This window comes from Pseudomonas sp. MCal1, assembly GCF_026341415.1.
Taxonomy (GTDB): Bacteria; Pseudomonadota; Gammaproteobacteria; order Pseudomonadales; family Pseudomonadaceae; genus Aquipseudomonas.
This window is the reverse complement of sequence record NZ_JAKUMP010000011.1, coordinates 231,234-248,202: the sequence shown is the minus strand read 5'-3', so window position 1 is coordinate 248,202 and position 16,969 is coordinate 231,234. Positions and strand designations below refer to the sequence as shown.

General features: G+C 58.1%; 18 protein-coding genes and 5 tRNA genes. 8 read left to right on the top strand and 15 right to left on the bottom strand.

Features of this window, described 5'->3' with window-relative positions:
• Nucleotides 1-169: 169 nt before the first annotated feature.
• Both cheR and MKZ87_RS19800 read right to left on the bottom strand, forming a co-directional pair.
• Nucleotides 170-997 carry a protein-glutamate O-methyltransferase CheR gene (cheR, locus tag MKZ87_RS19805; RefSeq protein ID WP_085697065.1) on the bottom strand — a complete coding sequence of 276 codons (828 nt, stop codon included), beginning with the start codon at nt 995-997 and terminating at the stop codon, nt 170-172.
• Between the two features lie 47 nt (nt 998-1,044).
• Nucleotides 1,045-1,977: a chemotaxis protein CheV gene (locus MKZ87_RS19800; protein WP_085697066.1), complete on the bottom strand. Its 933-nt coding sequence runs from the start codon at nt 1,975-1,977 to the stop codon at nt 1,045-1,047.
• An 82-nt stretch (nt 1,978-2,059) separates the two neighbouring features.
• On the opposite strand from MKZ87_RS19800, the gene flgA reads away from it, so the two are divergent.
• From flgA to MKZ87_RS19780, 4 genes are all read left to right on the top strand, one after another.
• Nucleotides 2,060-2,821, top strand: a complete 762-nt coding sequence (flgA, locus tag MKZ87_RS19795) for a flagellar basal body P-ring formation chaperone FlgA (RefSeq protein ID WP_266201890.1) — start codon at nt 2,060-2,062, stop codon at nt 2,819-2,821.
• A 207-nt stretch (nt 2,822-3,028) separates the two neighbouring features.
• The gene (gene flgM / locus MKZ87_RS19790; RefSeq protein ID WP_007960324.1) at nt 3,029-3,355 is read left to right on the top strand and encodes a flagellar biosynthesis anti-sigma factor FlgM; all 327 of its coding nucleotides are present in this window, start codon (nt 3,029-3,031) and stop codon (nt 3,353-3,355) included.
• A 48-nt stretch (nt 3,356-3,403) separates the two neighbouring features.
• Nucleotides 3,404-3,871: a flagella synthesis protein FlgN gene (locus MKZ87_RS19785; protein ID WP_085683591.1), complete on the top strand. Its 468-nt coding sequence runs from the start codon at nt 3,404-3,406 to the stop codon at nt 3,869-3,871.
• Between the two features lie 95 nt (nt 3,872-3,966).
• A complete protein-coding gene (locus MKZ87_RS19780; protein WP_085697068.1) occupies nt 3,967-4,713 on the top strand; it encodes a flagellar brake protein in 747 nt (248 codons plus the stop codon).
• A 60-nt stretch (nt 4,714-4,773) separates the two neighbouring features.
• Here the strand turns inward: MKZ87_RS19780 and MKZ87_RS19775 are convergent, their stop codons facing one another.
• From MKZ87_RS19775 to MKZ87_RS19755, 5 genes are all read right to left on the bottom strand, one after another.
• Complete coding sequence (locus tag MKZ87_RS19775) at nt 4,774-6,138, bottom strand: MFS transporter (protein WP_085697069.1); 1,365 nt, start codon at nt 6,136-6,138, stop codon at nt 4,774-4,776.
• 68 nt (nt 6,139-6,206) lie between these two features.
• The gene (locus tag MKZ87_RS19770; RefSeq protein WP_176247696.1) at nt 6,207-7,448 is read right to left on the bottom strand and encodes a glutamine synthetase family protein; all 1,242 of its coding nucleotides are present in this window, start codon (nt 7,446-7,448) and stop codon (nt 6,207-6,209) included.
• A 219-nt stretch (nt 7,449-7,667) separates the two neighbouring features.
• Nucleotides 7,668-8,360 carry a sensor histidine kinase gene (locus MKZ87_RS19765; RefSeq protein ID WP_007960318.1) on the bottom strand — a complete coding sequence of 231 codons (693 nt, stop codon included), beginning with the start codon at nt 8,358-8,360 and terminating at the stop codon, nt 7,668-7,670.
• On the bottom strand, nt 8,357-9,961 hold the full coding sequence (locus MKZ87_RS19760) for a tetratricopeptide repeat-containing response regulator (RefSeq protein ID WP_085697072.1): 1,605 nt from the start codon (nt 9,959-9,961) through the stop codon (nt 8,357-8,359). Before MKZ87_RS19760 ends, MKZ87_RS19765 begins: the two co-directional genes overlap by 4 nt.
• A 275-nt stretch (nt 9,962-10,236) precedes the next feature.
• A tRNA-Arg gene (locus MKZ87_RS19755) sits at nt 10,237-10,313 on the bottom strand.
• A gap of 284 nt (nt 10,314-10,597) precedes the next feature.
• On the opposite strand from MKZ87_RS19755, the gene MKZ87_RS19750 reads away from it, so the two are divergent.
• Together MKZ87_RS19750 and MKZ87_RS19745 are read left to right on the top strand one after the other, a co-directional pair.
• Complete coding sequence (locus MKZ87_RS19750) at nt 10,598-10,825, top strand: hypothetical protein (protein ID WP_266201889.1); 228 nt, start codon at nt 10,598-10,600, stop codon at nt 10,823-10,825.
• Nucleotides 10,826-10,844: 19 nt separating this feature from the next.
• Nucleotides 10,845-11,024: a PA3371 family protein gene (locus MKZ87_RS19745; RefSeq protein WP_085701583.1), complete on the top strand. Its 180-nt coding sequence runs from the start codon at nt 10,845-10,847 to the stop codon at nt 11,022-11,024.
• Here MKZ87_RS19745 and phnN read toward each other — a convergent pair.
• On the bottom strand, nt 10,999-11,568 hold the full coding sequence (gene phnN, locus MKZ87_RS19740; RefSeq protein ID WP_085701584.1) for a phosphonate metabolism protein/1,5-bisphosphokinase (PRPP-forming) PhnN: 570 nt from the start codon (nt 11,566-11,568) through the stop codon (nt 10,999-11,001). The two genes, MKZ87_RS19745 and phnN, sit on opposite strands and share 26 nt — an antisense overlap.
• A 389-nt stretch (nt 11,569-11,957) precedes the next feature.
• Here phnN and MKZ87_RS19735 point away from each other — a divergent pair, with 389 nt between their 5' ends.
• Nucleotides 11,958-12,284, top strand: coding sequence for an Arc family DNA-binding protein (locus MKZ87_RS19735; RefSeq protein WP_003178899.1), 327 nt, complete (start codon nt 11,958-11,960; stop codon nt 12,282-12,284).
• A 114-nt stretch (nt 12,285-12,398) separates the two neighbouring features.
• Here the strand turns inward: MKZ87_RS19735 and mgtE are convergent, their stop codons facing one another.
• Complete coding sequence (mgtE, locus tag MKZ87_RS19730; RefSeq protein WP_011335525.1) at nt 12,399-13,841, bottom strand: magnesium transporter; 1,443 nt, start codon at nt 13,839-13,841, stop codon at nt 12,399-12,401.
• 320 nt (nt 13,842-14,161) lie between these two features.
• Here mgtE and MKZ87_RS19725 point away from each other — a divergent pair, with 320 nt between their 5' ends.
• A complete protein-coding gene (locus tag MKZ87_RS19725; protein WP_085701585.1) occupies nt 14,162-14,680 on the top strand; it encodes a cell envelope protein SmpA in 519 nt (172 codons plus the stop codon).
• A 19-nt stretch (nt 14,681-14,699) separates the two neighbouring features.
• On the opposite strand, the gene MKZ87_RS19720 is transcribed toward MKZ87_RS19725, so the two are convergent.
• The 6 genes from MKZ87_RS19720 to MKZ87_RS19695 form a co-directional block, all read right to left on the bottom strand.
• Nucleotides 14,700-14,776 (bottom strand) — tRNA-Arg (locus MKZ87_RS19720).
• A gap of 72 nt (nt 14,777-14,848) precedes the next feature.
• Nucleotides 14,849-14,925: transfer RNA gene (locus MKZ87_RS19715), tRNA-Arg, on the bottom strand.
• A 72-nt stretch (nt 14,926-14,997) separates the two neighbouring features.
• A tRNA-Arg gene (locus MKZ87_RS19710) sits at nt 14,998-15,074 on the bottom strand.
• A 107-nt stretch (nt 15,075-15,181) separates the two neighbouring features.
• Nucleotides 15,182-15,272: transfer RNA gene (locus MKZ87_RS19705), tRNA-Ser, on the bottom strand.
• Between the two features lie 62 nt (nt 15,273-15,334).
• Nucleotides 15,335-15,523: a carbon storage regulator CsrA gene (gene csrA / locus MKZ87_RS19700; protein WP_002554426.1), complete on the bottom strand. Its 189-nt coding sequence runs from the start codon at nt 15,521-15,523 to the stop codon at nt 15,335-15,337.
• A gap of 186 nt (nt 15,524-15,709) precedes the next feature.
• Complete coding sequence (locus tag MKZ87_RS19695; protein ID WP_007951048.1) at nt 15,710-16,951, bottom strand: aspartate kinase; 1,242 nt, start codon at nt 16,949-16,951, stop codon at nt 15,710-15,712.
• Between the last annotated feature and the right edge of the window lie 18 nt (nt 16,952-16,969).

Below are 16,969 nucleotides of genomic sequence, written 5' to 3'. Positions count from 1 at the left end.
CCTGATTACGGGGCTTTGCCGGGGATCGGCAATGCGGCAATGCCAGAAAAGCGGCAACCGGCTTCCGCCAGATGCCGCTTTTCTGCCGCCGCCTGCCCCCGGCAAAACCTTCAGGCATAAAAAAACGGGAGCCCCTGAGGACTCCCGTTTCTTGTGTTGCCGATCTTGATCACTTCGCCTGGTAGATGATCCCCGGGCTGCACTGAACCATCTGGTAATGATCCGGCAGACCGTTCAGCGCTTCGGAAGCGCCAAGGAACAGATAACCGCCCGGCTTCAGCGTGCTGTGGATGCGCAACAGAATGTCTTTCTTCACCTCGGCGGAGAAGTAGATCAGCACGTTGCGGCAGAACACGATGTCGAACTTGCCCAGGCTTGCGTAGCTGTCCAGCAGGTTGAACGAGCGGAACTCCACCCGGTTCTTGATCGGCGCCTTGATCACCCAGCGTCCCGGCCCTTTCGGATCGAAGTAGCGCTGCAGACGATCGGCGGACAGACCGCGACCGATCGCCAGACTGTCGTACTCGCCGGTCTTGCAGTTGGTCAGCATGCTGCCGGACAGATCGGTGGCAACGATCTGCACGCCCATTTTCAACTGACCGATGTTGGCTCGTTCGAACTCGTCGATCGACATCGACAGCGAATAGGGTTCCTGACCCGACGAGCAGGCCGCCGACCAGATCCGCAGACGCTGGTTGGGAGCGGCCTTGATCGCCTCGGGCAGCACCTTGTTCTTCAAGACTTCAAACGGATAGGTGTCACGAAACCACAGGGTTTCGTTGGTCGTCATGGCATCGACCACCTGCTCGCGCAAACCGCTGCGCGGCTGGGTCTGGATGCGCTGTACCAGCTCACCCAGGGACTTGATGCCTTGCTGCTCCATCAGTTTGTTGAGACGGCTCGACACCAGGTACTGCTTGTTTTCACCGAGCAAAATGCCACAGGCTTTTTCCAGGAAGACCCGGAACTGTTCGAAATCCAAATTACCCGTAGACAAATGATGCCGCCTCTTAAATCGTGTTGAACGCCAGGGGCAAAAGGCCCTTAGCTGATATCTGCTGCTCTGATCCGGTCGACTACCCGGGATGCCAGGTCATCAGGACGGAACTTGGCCAGGAAGTCATCGGCACCGACTTTCTTGACCATCGCCTGATTGAACACTCCCGACAACGAAGTATGCAGGATGATATGAAGCTTTTGCATGCGAGGGTCGCTGCGAATCTCGGCCGTCAGGGTGTACCCGTCCATCTCCGGCATTTCAATGTCGGAGATCATCATCAGGAACTCTTCTTCCGGCTTCTTGCCCTCGTCGACCAGCTTGCGCAGGTAATCCAGCGCCTGCTTGCCGTCGTTCAACGCCACCACTTCGACGCCGACCGTCTGCAGGCAACGCGTCACCTGCTTGCGCGCCACCGACGAGTCATCGACCGTCAGCACCCGCAACGACAATGCCTTGCTCTGGGTCTCGACATCCACCACGCCGACCGAAATCGCTTCCGGCGTCGGCGCAACTTCCGCCAGCACCTTCTCGACGTCGATGATTTCGACTAACTGATTGTCGACCCGAGTCACAGCGGTCAGGTAATGATCACGTCCAGTGCCCTTGGGCGGCGGATGAATCTCCTCCCAGTTCATGTTCACGATGCGTTCCACCGAGCGCACCAGGAAACCCTGGGTCTTGGTGTTGTATTCCGTGATGATCACGAACGGACTGTTCTTGTCTTTCAAAGCTCCGGAGCCGGTCGCCATCGCCAGATCAAGGATCGGAATGGTCGCCCCCCGAATATTCGCCACCCCGCACACGACAGGACTGGACTTGGGCATCAGCGTCAGTTGCGGGCATTGCAGCACTTCCCGAACCTTGAACACGTTGATCCCATAGAGCTGCTGACCGTCGAGACGGAACAACAACAGCTCCAGGCGATTCTGCCCCACCAGTTGCGTGCGCTGGTTCACCGAATCCATTACACCAGCCATGCCCAGACTCCTACCCCAACGCCAAGTGTTGTTGCGACGCACATTCATTGCTAAACGGCACGGCGCTTGCTTTTTAACTCGTATGAACGCTCAAACGACATTTTTCCGACGCCTGACATCTCCCCTCCGCAGAGGGCTTTGCGCGATGTCCGCCGTATGCCTTTTTTTCGCTGGCAGCCCTGCCGGTGCTGATGCGGTTACCTTGCCTGACATGCTTATCGGCGTCACTCAGGGCTTTCTTGAATTCACCGTAGAAGACTATCTGGCTACCAGTCAAACGGAAGGTCGTTATGAAATCGAGGTCAAGCAGCTTGATCCACGCATGCGCATGCCTATGTGCGACAAGGAATTGACAGCGACGCTGGAGAGTCCGGCACGTCCTCTGGGCCGTGTCACGGTCAAAGTCCGCTGCGAAGGCGCCTCCCCCTGGACGGTGTTTGTGCCCGCTCAAGTCCGCCTGTTTCGCGAGATTGTCACCACCACGCGGCCACTCAAACGCGCCGGCATCATCGAACCTCAGGACGTGACCTTGCGCGAGCGCGACGTCAGTACGATCAATCAGGGTTTCCTGACGTCGGTGGATGAAGCCATCGGACAGAAATTGACCCGACCAACGGTAGCCGATCAAGTCATTACCCTGGTGCATCTGGAACAGGCGGAAGTGGTTCGCAAGGGCGATCAAGTGGTAATCACCGCCCGCAGCGGCACCTTGGCCGTCCGAATGCCGGGCGAAGCGCTGGCCAACGGCGGCCTGAAAGAACAGATTCGCGTGAAAAACCTCAACTCCCAACGGGTCATCAAGGCGCAGGTTGTTGCGCCCGGCCAGGTGGAAGTGGCCATGTGAGCGGCGATGCAAACGGTTGCATGAACGGATATTTAAAAAGCCCCTGAGTAACCAGGCAGAAAACTGGCGCTGACCAGAGCTGTTCCCTAAACTGTGCCGCAGCAGGATCTGCAACGGCGCATGCAAGCTCATTGCTAAATGAGCCTAAAGTTTTCCAGGGGATGGCCGAGAACATGGCAAGCGTCCAAATTCCCAGAGGTTTTTAACATGGTCATCGATTTCAGCCGTTTGAACAGCTCCTCGTCACTTACGGGCAGTACACGTACCAGCAACGCCAAGGAAACCGCCGAAACCGGCACCTCCGCGCCGCTGAATACCCCGGCCGAACAGGCCAGTACCGCAAAAAGCGGGGAATCGGTACACCTCAGCAATGAGGCTCAACAGTTGCAGAAGGTCACTGACAAGCTGCGCGATCAGCCTGCCGTCGATAAAGCCCGCGTGGCCGAGTTGAAAGCAGCGATTGCCGATGGCAGCTACAAGGTCGACAGCAACCGTGTAGCCAGCAAACTGCTTAATTTCGAAGCCCAGCGCTAGGCCTCGGTCAGCGCCAGGCTTTTGGACGCTTAAAACCCAAGGCCAGCCATGCACGACACTAATTTATTGCAACTGATCACCGACGACTTTGCTCCAGCTCAACAATTGCTGGAGTTACTGCAAACCGAGTCCCTCGCCTTGCACGGTCGCGACATGCCTCTGCTGGAAGAAATTCTGGCGCGCAAACAGGCATTGATCATTCTGCTCGAACAGCATGGCCGCAAGCGCAGCGAAATCCTCGCCAGTCTCAATCTGTCGCTCGACCGCGCCGGCCTGGAACAACTGGCCAGTCAGTCGAGCATCGGCGACCAGTTGCTCAGCCAGAGCGACGTCCTCACCGACCTGATTGCCCAGTGCCAGGCAGCCAACGCCAAGAACGGCCAGTCGATCATCATGCAGCAGGCCGCCACCGCCAATCAGCTGAAAATCCTCACCGGCGGCGAGCCTCCCGCGCTCTACGATGCCAGTGGCACCTTCTCCAAACTGCAGAAACCACGCGCGCTCAGCCAGGCGTGATGCTTTCTTCAATGCTTGCGCCCTATCAACGTGCGAAACATGCTGGCAAAATACTGGCCAGCCGTAGTCAAATTTTGTCTGGAGATTGATTTAACGTGTCCAACGTCCTCAGCGCGGATGATGCTCCGCAGCCCCCAAAGGTGCTCACCACACCTCTGGAAATCTCCAGCAACCTGCGCCAGCTGCAAGAGAGCCACGATCCGCTGATCATCACCTTCCACGAGCGCAGCCAGCGCTTCCAGAGTTACCTGATCAAGGTTGACCGGGAAACCGCCACGATTGCCCTGGACGAAATGATCCCGCGCGATGGCGAACGCTTCCTGCTCGCCGGCGAACCGTTCAAGGTCGAAGGTTTTCATGACGGCGTGCGCATTGCCTGGGAATGCGACGGCAAGCTGAACATCGAAGAATCCAGTGGCGACCGCTTCTACACCGGCGACCTGCCCACCGAAGTGGTTTATCACCAGCGCCGCAACGCCTTCCGCGCAGCCCTGAAGCTGACCGATCTGGTCAGCGTCGTGCTCGGTGGCGAAAAGCTCAAGTCACCGATCGACGGCAAGCTGCTGGATATCTCCGCCACTGGCTGCAAACTGCGTTTCGAAGGCGACATTACCGACCGCCTGCAACTGGGCCAGGTCTACGATCGGCTGATCGCCGCACCGCTGTTCGGCAACCAACCGGCCTCGGTCGAACTGCGTTACCTGCACTTCGAAGAAAAACTCAACATCACCTTCGCCGGCCTGCGCTTTCACAACATCAGCGGCCCGGCAGCACGCAACGTCGAGCGTTTCGTTTATCAGCTGCAACGCGAAGCGCGTCGGTTTGATAAAGACGACTTCTGATCGGAAGGCATGAAAAACGGGCAGTCATTGCGGTGACTGCCCTTTTTTTTTATGCCCGGATCAAGGCCTGGCGGGGCTGATGTCCGGCCCTTCGCCCTCGACTGTCGAGTCGGTTGGCGTGACAGGTTCCGGATCAGGTTCCGGCTCCGGTTCAGGAGCGACCGTATTCTGCATCTGCTCCTGCACCACCTGCTCGTCTACCCGTGGGTCAAGCGCAGCCACCAGCGGCGAACTGGACATGCTGTCCGGCATCGCCACGTGATGCAGCGGCGCATCGTCGACCTGATGCAGATTGGTCACGGCTTTCGGCCGGATCCGCCACACCAGCACCAGCGCGAAAAAGGTGAAGAACGCGTACAGGCTCTGCGGCCCGAACAGCTTCATCAGCACCCCGGCCGCCAGCGGCCCGACACTGGCACCCACGCCGTAGGTCACCAGCAACATCGCCGTCAGCGACACCCGGCGCTCGCCTTCGACATGGTCATTGGAGAACGCCACCGCCAACGGGTACAGGCAGAACTGCACCAGCGAGCAGAGGAAGCCGACCACGAACAGCACCTCCAGCGGCACCTGCGGCAGGATCGCCAGCGGTAATGCAGCGACTGCCAGAAACAGCGCAAAGCAGCGAATCAGCAAGGCCCGGTCATAACGATCCGACAACCAGCCCAACGGCCACTGCACCACCAGCCCGGCAAAAATGCAGCTACCCATGAACAGACCGACCTGTTCGGTCGACAACCCCTGCTGCGAGGCATACAGCGGCGCCAGACCGTAAAACGAACCAATGATCAGCCCGGCCCCGAGCACGGTGCTCAGCGACTGCGGCACACGCTTGATAAAGAAACGCGGCTCCATCGGCGCCGGATGCAACGGCGCCGGGTGAATCCGCCGGGTCAGCGCCACCGGCACCAGACACAGGGCGAAGCACAGCGCGACCAGCATCAGCAGTTCCAGGCCAAGGCCCGGGTGCATGACCAGAATCAGCTGACCGAGCACCAACCCCAGATACGACGCGATCATGTAGCCGCTGAACACCAGACCGCGCTGATTGGCGTCAGCCTGCTCGTTCAGCCAGCTCTCGATGACCATGTATTGGCACATCATGCCGAGGCCAACGATGGTCCGCAGCACCAGCCAGGCCGGCAGCCAGTCCACCAGACCATGACCGAGCACCGCCGCGCCGACGATCCCGGCACACGCCGAGTAGGCACGGATATGCCCGACCCGGGCAATCAAGCGGTGACCGATCTTGCCGCCCAGCACCAGACCGAAATAGTTGGCCGCCATCAGCGCACCGACCCACAACCCGTCGACATGGTCGGCCGCCAGACGCAACGCCAGATAAGTAGAAAGAAGGCCCGAGCCGATCAACATCATCAGCGAGGCGAAATACAGCGCTCGAAAGGATTTCCAGATTTGGCGCATCGGCGTTCCGAGCGGCTCCTTGCGGTAAGTATCGGGCTATCAAACGATAGCCCGACGGCGACATTTCGTCAGGCCTGGGCAGCTAGAACACGGCGTTCCCAGGGAGTGATTTCATCAAAGAAACTGGTCAACTCCATGGTCTTCGAAGCGACGTAGCCTTCGATGAACTCCGTGCCGAACAGTTCCTTGGCCAGCTGACTGCGCTTGAGACGTTCGAGCGCCGCGTGCAAGGTACACGGCAGCGAAAGATGGTCCGGGACTTCGAACTCGCCCTGAATCGCTTCGCTTGGCTCAAGCTCATGCTCGATGCCGTACAAACCGGCGGCCAGGCTCGCGGCAATCGCCAGATACGGATTGGCATCAGCGCCCGGCAAGCGATTCTCGACCCGGCGCGCGACCGGCGAACTGGCCGGAATACGCAGACCGGCGGCGCGGTTGTCGTGGGACCAGCAGGCGTTATTCGGCGATGCAAACGGATGGCACAGACGCTGGTACGAATTGACGTTCGGCGCAAACAGCGCGGTGAAATCAGCCATACCCGCCTGCTGCCCGCCGATGAAGTGGCGAAACATTGCGGTCGGCTGACCGTCCGCGTCGCTGAACACATTCTTGCCGCTGCCGATTTCGACGATGCTCTGGTGAATGTGCATCGAACTGCCCGGCGTGTGCGCCAATGGTTTGGCCATGCACACCACGGTCAGACCGTGCTTGAGCGCGACTTCCTTGAGCAGGTGCTTGAACAGGAAGGTCTGGTCGGCCAGCAGCAGCGGATCGCCGTGCAGCAGGTTGATCTCGAACTGGCTGACGCCCATTTCGTGCATGAAGGTATCGCGCGGCAGACCGAGGGCCGCCATGCATTTATAGACTTCACTGAAGAACGGTCGCAGGCCGTTGTTGGAGCTGACACTGAACGCCGAGTGGCCGTCCTCGCGACGACCGTCGCGGCCGACTGGCGGCTGGAACGGTTGGGTCGGGTCGGTGTTCGGTGCGAACACAAAGAATTCGAGTTCGGTCGCCACCACCGGCGCCAGACCAAGGGATGCGTAGCGGGCAATGACTTTCTTGAGCTGGCCACGGGTCGACAGGTTGGAGCTCTCGCCGGTCAGCTCGTCGGCATCACAGATGGCAAAGGCCCGTGGTTCGTCACTCCATGGCAACGGATGGATCTGCGCCGGATCAGCCACCAGCGCCAGGTCACCGTCATCGCTGCCATAGAATCTGGCGGCGGGATAACCACCCATGATGCATTGCAGCAGCACCCCCCGGGCCAACTGCAAACGCCGCCCTTCGAGGAAGCCCTCGGCGGTCATTACCTTGCCACGTGGCACGCCGTTCAAATCCGGCGTGACACATTCAATCTCATCAATGCCCGTCAATCGCTGCGCGAGTGAACGCTGGCCATCGGTTGTCATGACGCAATCCTTGTTATTGTGCGAGCCGCGAACGGCGACCCGGACAAAATAGGCTTCGGCTGTTCGGAATATCAAGCAGCAGCCAACAAAAAGAATTCCGGTCGATGAATCCGTGATTCAGGGCAGGTAAATACTGAACACGCCGCCGCCCAACGGGCCGCCATTACGGATCTCGGTCCGGCCACCCACACCGTTGCGCTGATGCAGCGCAGCGATGCGCCCGGCGAAGTACAGACCAAGGCCAGTGCTGCCACTGCTGTGGTTGATGCCCTGCACGTAATCGGACTGGCGCTCGAGCATTTCGGCCGGATAACCGTCGCCGTCGTCATTGATGCTCAGCACCAGTTGCCCGGCCTCGTCGCTGACGGTGATCAGCAGCGATTCACGGGCGTAGCGGATCGCGTTGTTGATGCAGTTGCCCAGCACTGAGGCGATCAGTTCGCGGTCGAAAAAACCCAGGGGACTGAGCGGATCGACTTCGTAAGTGGCGATGATTCCACGGCTGGCGAACACTTCCTGATGCGCCGCCAGTTGCGCCTCGATGAAATCGTCCAGCTCGTGATAGGCCGGCTGCAACGGCATCTGGTTGACCCCGAGCTTGTACAGTCCGAGCAACTGCACCAGCATGCCGTTGAGGTGAGCGAACTCGAAGTCGATCACGCCCTGCTCCGCCCCTTGGCGCTGCGCCTCGGGCAGACGCGCCAGCCATTGGCTATGGGCCTGCATCAGCATCGCCAGAGAGTTCTTCATGTCGTGCACGGTGGAGGCAATCACCGTGGAAAAATCCAGTGCCTGCTCGTCTTGGTTCATTCGCCAAACGCCTTGCTTTTCAGCTTCTGATAACGCGGATAACGCGCGTCGGTATCGGGCATCATGCCCACCAGTTTCAGGCAGGCCCGACATTCTTCCAGCTCCGCCGACGGCACACTGGTGTCGGTGCCGTGCAGCAGCGACTGGGCCATGTTCAGCGCAATACTGATGTTCTTCGGTTGCATCTTCAGCGCCTTGCGGAACACCTCGCGGGCCTCCACCAGGTTGCCGGTCTTGTACACGCGCACGCCCTGACGGTTGAGGTCGGCGGCCGCATTACTTGAGCTGAGAATAGTCGGGTCATCGGTGAGCTTGGCGATGTCTTTCATCACCGCCGGGTCATCGCCGTAGATCTCCGCGCAACTCTTGAGCATCGACGTGCCCGCCTCGGCCTGACCGAGCATCTGCAATTGCTTGGCCACCAGCAACGCAGCCTCGGGGCTCATGAACTGCTCCATGCCGTCGAGGCGCATCAGCGCTTGTTCGGTGAGTTTTTCGGCGGTCTCGGCATCGTTGAGCAACAGGCTGGTGGCCTTCATCAGGCGCGCGCGAATTTGCAGGCCCGGATCGGTCGGGTTTTCCTTGGCCACTGCGCTGAGAGTGGTGTTGATCTCAAGACGCGTACGGGTATCGAGCCCGCGCTCGCTACCCTTGCTGATCAGCGCGTGCGCCAGGCCTAGATTGCTTTCCGGATCCTTGAACCGCGATTGCGCGCCCTGATTCACCGCCTGGCGATAAGCCCGGGAGGCGGTGTCGAAATCTTCGTTGGCCATCGCCAGCTTGCCCAGCAACGCCTGACGACGCACCGCGAGCGGCGACAGACGAATCGCCTCCTCCAGCACTTGCTGCGCGCCTTTGGTATCGCCCTCGGCGACCAGCACGTCGGCCATCCCGTCATACAGCGCTGGCATCATCGGAAAGACCTTCAGGGCTTTTTCGTAAACGCCCTTGGCCTGACTGACCTGCCCGCGCTTGAACAGCAACTTGCCCAACCCGGCAAAGGCCCACGGCAACGGCCGGTCGGCGATGATGCTGTCGTAAAGGCGCTCGAGCGCTTCGTTCTGGTTCATGTCGCGCAACGCATCTGCGCGATAGCGCAGGCACAGCGGCGAATAACGGATGTCCTGCTTGCACAGGGCGATACAGGCGTTGAGCACCTCGACCGGTTTGCCACGGTCGAGGGCTTGCAGAATCGGCTTGAGCAACGTCTTGCGCTGCTCCAGACGCTCCAGGCGCTGAGCCAGGCCAGAGCGGTTGAACGGCTTGGTCAGATACGCGTCGGGCTCGTGCTCCAGAGCACTGAGCACCATCGCCTGACTGGTTTCGGCCGTCACCATCACGAACACCGCTTCGTGGCTGATCAGCTTCTCCATCATCAGGTCTTCCAGCACCTGCTGACCGTTCTTCTTGCCGTCGCCGAGGTGGAAGTCCTGGAGGATGAAATCGTAGGACTTCTGCGCACACATTTTCAGCGCCTGCTCACCGGTGTCGGCGGTGTCCACATCCTTGACGCCCAACTCGCGCAACATCGAACGCACGGAACTGCGGAAATCCGAGAAATCATCGACGATCAGAAAACTCTTTTGGTGATACGACAGCATCGAGGATTTCCAGGCAATTGAAGAAGATGGTCCATTTCCAGGCGCGCAGATGATAGCTGCCGGCCAAATGCTATCAAGCGATTTCGCGCGACTCTGAAGTCACCGAACGGGTTATCGGCCGGATCAGCGGTTCTCTTGAAGCGAGGGTTCAAGATTCGTTGTACAGGGGTCGGCACATCGATTGGCAAAACTGAGGAAGGCGCCGAGACGTTCCATGACTTTTCCAAGCAGCAAAAAGCCCCGCCAGATTACTCTGCTCGGGGCTTTTCAATAGATGGTGTCCCAGGGCAGGTTCGAACTGCCAACCTTCCCCTTAGGAGGGGGATGCTCTATCCAATTGAGCTACTGGGACACAGGACTGCCGGTGCGACAGACGGCGTGCATGTTAACGGCCAGGCCCTGATTTGTCATGTCGTCCGCAGGGCTTTTTAAGTGTAGGCAGGCGCCCTGCAAGGGTGCCGGACGTTTTACCGTGCAATTTGCATCAACGCAGAAAGCCATCATTGCAGATTGCAATGCACCCTCTCCGAAAAACTCTTCTAAATGCTTGTTTTTAAAGGACTTAACAGCAGTTAGACTATTGGCACGACGGCTGCTTTACCGGTTCTTATACAAGAACAGTCGGAGACTCGTCTCATGAACAGCGCCCTCGTGTTCGCAAACGCAATCGCACTGGCCGTCCTGGTGGGCTTTCACTTCGTCCCCGAGGACAACGAGAAAGTGGCCGGGCGCATGCCGCATTACCTGCAAGTGCAGAAGGCGCCGCAATGGGCGGTGTTGAGCGATCAGAGCTTCGCCCCGCAAGCGGTCAGCGAGTCTGATCAGGCGTTGCCGGCGCATTCGACTGAACGTCTGGTTTTTTGAATATCTTCAGGAGTACAGCATGTCCAAGTCAGCTGCGGGGTTTCTGATCCTCGCCTTATTGAGTGGCCTCGGGCATTTTTCGCTCTTCGAGGAAACCGAAATATCCCTGCCCCTGATCGCTTGCGGCGTGTTTTCGGCACTGTTCGTACTGGCGCTGGTGGCCGGGCGCAAGATCAAGTTTGATCCGGTATTACGCTAAACCTGACCAGCTCCAGCAAATGATTGACCGCGTCGGCCAGGTCGCCCGAGTTATCGATCAGGTGCACAGGGCTGTCGGTTGAACGCCTCTGCTTGAACAACGTGTTGCGGGCCAGCCGCGCATCAATCTGCTCACGCGTCTCCCGGCCACGCCGGAGCAGGCGCTCACGCAGGACATCATCTTGAACCGTCAGCAACACCGGCACCAGCGTCGGATAGCTTTGCTGCGCTTGCCGAAGGTTCGCCCGAGAGCCGTTCACCAGGACGTGTTTACCGGCTTTCAACCATTGATCCATTTCCACTGGAATCCCGTAGGCGAGACCGTTGGCCTCCCACGCCAGCGAAAAATCGCCGGCGCGCTGACGTTGCTCGAACTCCTGCGGCGTCACGCCGATCGCATCCTCGCCAACGGATTCGGCCGAACGGGTGATCACTCGTCGCATGATTTCGCAGTTCAACGCCCGCAAGGGTTCACGCGCAGCCTCGATCAGACTGTCCTTGCCGGAACCGGAAGGCCCCATGAGGTAAATCAGCCTGCCATCCATCCTGAAAACGCCCTCCGACGGGCACTTGCCCCTAGTAAATCGGCCATTTGCCACTATCCTGTAAAAGGTAAGGAACAACGATTCAACCCGCATAGCATGCACGTTCTGCCTCCTTCGGGCATCAGTCGACATGCTTCAGGACGCGGTCAGCGATACGGGCCGAAGCTTTCTTTTCAAACCAGTCCGCATTTCTGATAATTGGTGCTGGCATTACGCCTTTACCCGGATCAATATTTGTCACAGAATTGACGCCAATGATCTGGCAATTTTGAGGCATGATGCGCGCCTCTTAACAATTCAGGTTGAACCATTTGGCGCGGATGCTTGTCCTACCACACATCCTGCGGCCAATCCCGAGAACCGCTCCCCTGAACTAACCGGTTAAATATATGCGCCCATTGAAACAGGCAATTTATTCCAGCCGTACGGCTGACAAGTTCGTCGTACGTCTGCCAGACGGAATGCGTGAACGCATTGCCGAGGTGGCTCGCAATCATCATCGCAGCATGAACTCCGAGATCATTGCGCGCCTTGAGCAGAGTCTTATTCAGGAAGGCGCACTGGGCGAAGAGCTGAGCATGCGCCTGGACAGCCCGGAGCTGTCGCTGCACGAACGCGAGTTGCTGCAACGCTTCCGCCAACTCTCCCATCGCCAGCAGAACGCGCTGGTTTCTCTGATCGCCCACGACGCCGAAATGGCCGCAGACGCATCCTGAGTCAAACCGAACATCTCAAGCCAGCATGAATGCTGGCTTTTTTTTGCCCGTAATTTGAGCTTTTCAGGGACGAAAAAAAGCCCGCCAATCGGCAGGCTGTTTCAATGCAGTCGGTCAGAGCAGGAAGATCGTCGCCAATCCCAGGAAGATGAAAAAACCACCACTGTCGGTCATGGCCGTAATCATCACGCTGGCGCCCATCGCCGGATCGCGGCCCATCTTCGCCAGCGTCATCGGGATCAACACCCCCATCAGCGCCGCCAGCAAAAGGTTCAACGTCATGGCAGCCGTCATCACCACACCCAATGACCAACTGCCGTACAGCATGTAGGCGACCACACCGATCACCCCACCCCAGACCAGGCCGTTGATCAACGCGACGGCCAGCTCTTTGCGCATCAGGCGTGAGGTGTTGCCGGTGCTGACCTGATCAAGCGCCATGGCACGAACAATCATGGTGATTGTCTGGTTGCCGGAGTTACCACCAATACCCGCTACGATCGGCATCAGCGCCGCCAGGGCCACCAGCTTTTCGATCGAACCTTCGAACAGGCCGATCACACGCGATGCGACGAACGCCGTGATCAGGTTGATCGCCAGCCACGCCCAACGGTTGCGCAAAGACTTCCAGACGGAGGCGAAGATGTCTTCCTCTTCACGCAGACCCGCCATGTTGAGGACTTCGCTTTCGCTCTCCTCACGAATCAGGTCGACCATTTCGTCGATGGTCAGACGGCCGATCAGCTTGCCGTTCTTATCGACCACCGGGGCCGAGATCAGGTCATAACGTTCGAACGCCTGAGCGGCGTCGTAGGCGTCTTCGTCCGGGTGAAAACTCACCGGGTCACTCGCCATGACTTCGGAAACCTGTTTCTCCGGGTCATTGACCAGCAAACGCTTGATCGGCAGCACGCCCTTGAGCACGCCGTCGTAGTCGACCACAAAGAGCTTGTCGGTATGGCCCGGCAGCTCTTTCAGTCGACGCAGGTAACGCAGCACCACTTCGAGACTGACATCCTCACGGATGGTCACCATCTCGAAGTCCATCAGCGCACCGACCTGCTCCTCGTCGTAGGAGAGAGCCGAACGCACACGCTCGCGTTGTTGCTGATCCAGAGTCTCCATCAGCTCATGGACGACGTCTCGCGGCAGCTCGGAGGCCAAGTCAGCAAGTTCGTCGGCATCCATGTCCTTGGCCGCAGCCAGGAGCTCGTGATCGTCCATGTCGGCGATCAGCGTTTCACGGACAGAATCGGATACTTCGAGAAGAATGTCGCCGTCGCGGTCGGCCTTGACCAGTTGCCAGAGCGTCAGACGATCGTCGAGCGGCAGGGCTTCAAGAATGTAGGCGACGTCGGCGGAGTGCAGATCATCGAGTTTGCGTTGCAGCTCGACGAGGTTTTGCCGGTGGACCAGGTTCTCGACCCGGTCATGATGCGGGCCTTCCTGGCGATGAGTCAGGTCTTCGACGACCCGCTGGCGCTGCAGCAGCTCGACGACCTGAGCCAGGCGATCCTGCAGGCTTTCCTGTGTTTTCTTTACTTCGATTTCGGACATAGGCGAACTCCACTCCCAGCAGCGGGGCACGCCGGAAGGATCAATCAGTCAATTCATGATTGGTGAAACGGGCTACTGAATAACTACTGGGTAAGTCCATGGAGGTTTTCCATAAGCCCCGGCGGGGCTGACGGGCGCAATGATACACCGCATGACGGTTTTAAACGTTAAAAAATCGTGTCTGAAACAAGCGCTTGCGAGACAAAGCTGAGCGCTGTCCTGATCCTTCAGACTGCGACGACTCATTCTGAAAAGAAAACACACCGGCGGTGAAAAAACTGCCGGCTACGCTTGAAGAGGATCGTCACGGAGGACGCCGAATGCCATCGAAAACATCCCGACTCATGCTGACCACCCTGCTCTGCCTGCCCGCCATCGGGAGCGCAACCACACTTCATCGCTGCGAAGCTTCTGATGGTAGCGTCACATTCACGACGCTGACCTGTGCGAACGATGAACACCTTTCATTGCAGGAAGTACGACCCTACTCGCCTGGTTCGACCGTGGCACTGATACCCGAAGCCCGTCACGAAGAAATATCGGGCATGAATATCAGAAAACGAGAAATGACCGTCGTCGGGCGCACTCACGACAAATGTGGAGATCTGATCGACGCACGACAGAAACGCGAGGCGATCATCAATCAACGAATCATCGCCGGCATGAGCCAGCAGGACGTTGAGAGCGCTCTGGGCAAACCCGACAAGGTAAATATCCGCAATTCGGCAACAAGCTATCGTTACGACCTCAAGCGAGGGCGCAGTGCTCAAATCGATTTTGATGAAAAAGGATGCGTGACGGGAAAAGCCAAATCCCGGACAGCAAAAAGCCCGCGTTAAACGCGGGCTTTTCGATATATGGTGCACTCGACAGGATTCGAACCTGTGACCGCTCGGTTCGTAGCCGAGTACTCTATCCAGCTGAGCTACGAGTGCAATTTGTGTTTTTAGACCAGACCACAACTGGCTGTAACCAAGTCATCTGCATTGCTGCAACCGACTCTTAAATGGTGCACTCGACAGGATTCGAACCTGTGACCGCTCGGTTCGTAGCCGAGTACTCTATCCAGCTGAGCTACGAGTGCAATTTGTGTTTTTAGACCAGATCACAACTGGTTGAAGCCGAGTCATTTACATCGCTGCAACTAACTCTTAAATGGTGCACTCGACAGGATTCGAACCTGTGACCGCTCGGTTCGTAGCCGAGTACTCTATCCAGCTGAGCTACGAGTGCATTTGTTGCGCCGCATTATAGCCCGTCTAATCTCTATTCCAACCACTTTTTCTATAAATTTCAATAACTTACAGAAGAAGCCAGATTACAACGTACTAAGCAAATAATGGCGGAGAACGGGGGATTCGAACCCCCGACACCCTTTTGAGGTGTACTCCCTTAGCAGGGGAGCGCCTTCGGCCACTCGGCCAGCTCTCCGCAACACGGGGCGTATATTAACCACCTTCTTCCCCGTTTGCAAACATAAAAATCGATAAAAATTAATGGCTTGGTTCTTCGTCCTTCTCTTTCTTTATACGCAGATAGATTTCTTCACGGTGCACGGCCACCTCTTTCGGGGCATTGACGCCGATACGCACTTGATTTCCTTTAACGCCGAGCACGGTCACGGTGATTTCGCCATCACCGATAATCAGGCTTTCTGCGCACCGACGAGTCAGAATCAGCATACCTTTCTCCTCACGCGAATCATTTCAGGGACAACAGTCTGCAAAAAAAAGGCACCCGACCTACAACCGGAGCGATCGTAGCCCTACATGCCTGAGTATTGACCAGCGCGAGCAAAAGAACAGTTAAGGGCTCACGCCATTCAAAAAATAAAGGGCGCGGTCAGACCGCGCCCTTCAGACAACGCATCACTCGCCCTGACGGGCCGGAGCGTCGAGTTCGAAAGCCGTGTGCAGGGCGCGCACGGCCAGTTCCAGGTACTTCTCTTCGATCACCACGGAAACCTTGATTTCCGAGGTCGAGATCATCTGGATGTTGATGCTTTCCTTTGCCAGGGATTCGAACATGCGGCTGGCCACGCCTGCGTGGGAGCGCATGCCGACACCGACGATCGAGACCTTGGCAATCTTGGTGTCGCCAACCACTTCACGGGCACCGATCTCGCGAGCGGTGTTTTCCAGCACGGTCTGCGCGGACTGGTAGTCGTTGCGGTGTACGGTGAAGGTGAAGTCGGTGGTGTTATCGTGCGCGACGTTCTGCACGATCATGTCGACTTCGATGTTCGCGGCACTGATCGGGCCGAGAATCTTGAACGCCACGCCCGGGGTGTCTGGCACGCCACGGATGGTCAGCTTGGCTTCATCGCGGTTGAAAGCGATGCCGGAAATGATCGGCTGTTCCATGGTTTCCTCTTCATCAATAGTAATGAGGGTGCCCGGACCCTCCTTGAAGCTGTGCAGTACGCGCAGCGGAACGTTGTACTTGCCGGCGAACTCCACCGCGCGGATCTGCAACACCTTGGAACCGAGGCTGGCCATTTCCAGCATCTCTTCGAAGGTGATCTTGTCCAGACGCTGAGCAACGGACACCACGCGCGGGTCAGTGGTGTAGACACCATCGACGTCGGTGTAAATCTGGCACTCGTCAGCCTTCAGCGCAGCGGCCAGCGCCACGCCGGTGGTGTCGGAACCGCCACGACCCAGGGTCGTGATGTTGCCGTGTTCGTCGACGCCCTGGAAACCGGCGACCACAACCACGCGACCGGCCTTCAGGTCGCCGCGAATCTTCTGATCATCAATCTGCAAGATACGCGCTTTATTGTGCGCGCTGTCCGTCAGGATCCGCACCTGGTTGCCGGTGTAGGACACCGCCGGCACACCGCGCTTGATCAACGCCATGGCCAACAGGGCGATCGTCACCTGCTCACCGGTGGAAACGATCACATCCAGTTCACGGGGAACCGGTTGATCTTCGCCACTGATTTGCTTGGCCAGATCGATCAGACGGTTGGTTTCGCCGCTCATTGCAGACAGCACAACCACCAGGTCATCGCCGGCATCGCGGAATTTCTTAACCTTGTCGGCGACCTGCTCGATTCTCTCGACAGTGCCGACCGAGGTGCCTCCAAATTTCTGTACGATCAAAGCCATTTCAAAGCCGCCTCTGCC

Excerpts from the sequence above, each read along its gene's own strand:
- MKZ87_RS19800 (WP_085697066.1), bottom strand. The coding sequence starts at position 1,977 with ATGGCTGGTGTAATGGATTCGGTGAACCAGCGCACGCAACTGGTGGGG.
- flgA (WP_266201890.1), top strand. The coding sequence starts at position 2,060 with ATGAACGCTCAAACGACATTTTTCCGACGCCTGACATCTCCCCTCCGC.
- flgM (WP_007960324.1), top strand. The coding sequence starts at position 3,029 with ATGGTCATCGATTTCAGCCGTTTGAACAGCTCCTCGTCACTTACGGGC.
- MKZ87_RS19785 (WP_085683591.1), top strand. The coding sequence starts at position 3,404 with ATGCACGACACTAATTTATTGCAACTGATCACCGACGACTTTGCTCCA.
- MKZ87_RS19775 (WP_085697069.1), bottom strand. The coding sequence starts at position 6,138 with ATGCGCCAAATCTGGAAATCCTTTCGAGCGCTGTATTTCGCCTCGCTG.
- MKZ87_RS19770 (WP_176247696.1), bottom strand. The coding sequence starts at position 7,448 with ATGACCGCCGAGGGCTTCCTCGAAGGGCGGCGTTTGCAGTTGGCCCGG.
- MKZ87_RS19765 (WP_007960318.1), bottom strand. The coding sequence starts at position 8,360 with ATGAACCAAGACGAGCAGGCACTGGATTTTTCCACGGTGATTGCCTCC.
- MKZ87_RS19760 (WP_085697072.1), bottom strand. The coding sequence starts at position 9,961 with ATGCTGTCGTATCACCAAAAGAGTTTTCTGATCGTCGATGATTTCTCG.
- MKZ87_RS19750 (WP_266201889.1), top strand. The coding sequence starts at position 10,598 with ATGAACAGCGCCCTCGTGTTCGCAAACGCAATCGCACTGGCCGTCCTG.
- MKZ87_RS19745 (WP_085701583.1), top strand. The coding sequence starts at position 10,845 with ATGTCCAAGTCAGCTGCGGGGTTTCTGATCCTCGCCTTATTGAGTGGC.
- phnN (WP_085701584.1), bottom strand. The coding sequence starts at position 11,568 with ATGGATGGCAGGCTGATTTACCTCATGGGGCCTTCCGGTTCCGGCAAG.
- MKZ87_RS19735 (WP_003178899.1), top strand. The coding sequence starts at position 11,958 with ATGCGCCCATTGAAACAGGCAATTTATTCCAGCCGTACGGCTGACAAG.
- mgtE (WP_011335525.1), bottom strand. The coding sequence starts at position 13,841 with ATGTCCGAAATCGAAGTAAAGAAAACACAGGAAAGCCTGCAGGATCGC.
- MKZ87_RS19725 (WP_085701585.1), top strand. The coding sequence starts at position 14,162 with ATGCCATCGAAAACATCCCGACTCATGCTGACCACCCTGCTCTGCCTG.
- csrA (WP_002554426.1), bottom strand. The coding sequence starts at position 15,523 with ATGCTGATTCTGACTCGTCGGTGCGCAGAAAGCCTGATTATCGGTGAT.
- MKZ87_RS19695 (WP_007951048.1), bottom strand. The coding sequence starts at position 16,951 with ATGGCTTTGATCGTACAGAAATTTGGAGGCACCTCGGTCGGCACTGTC.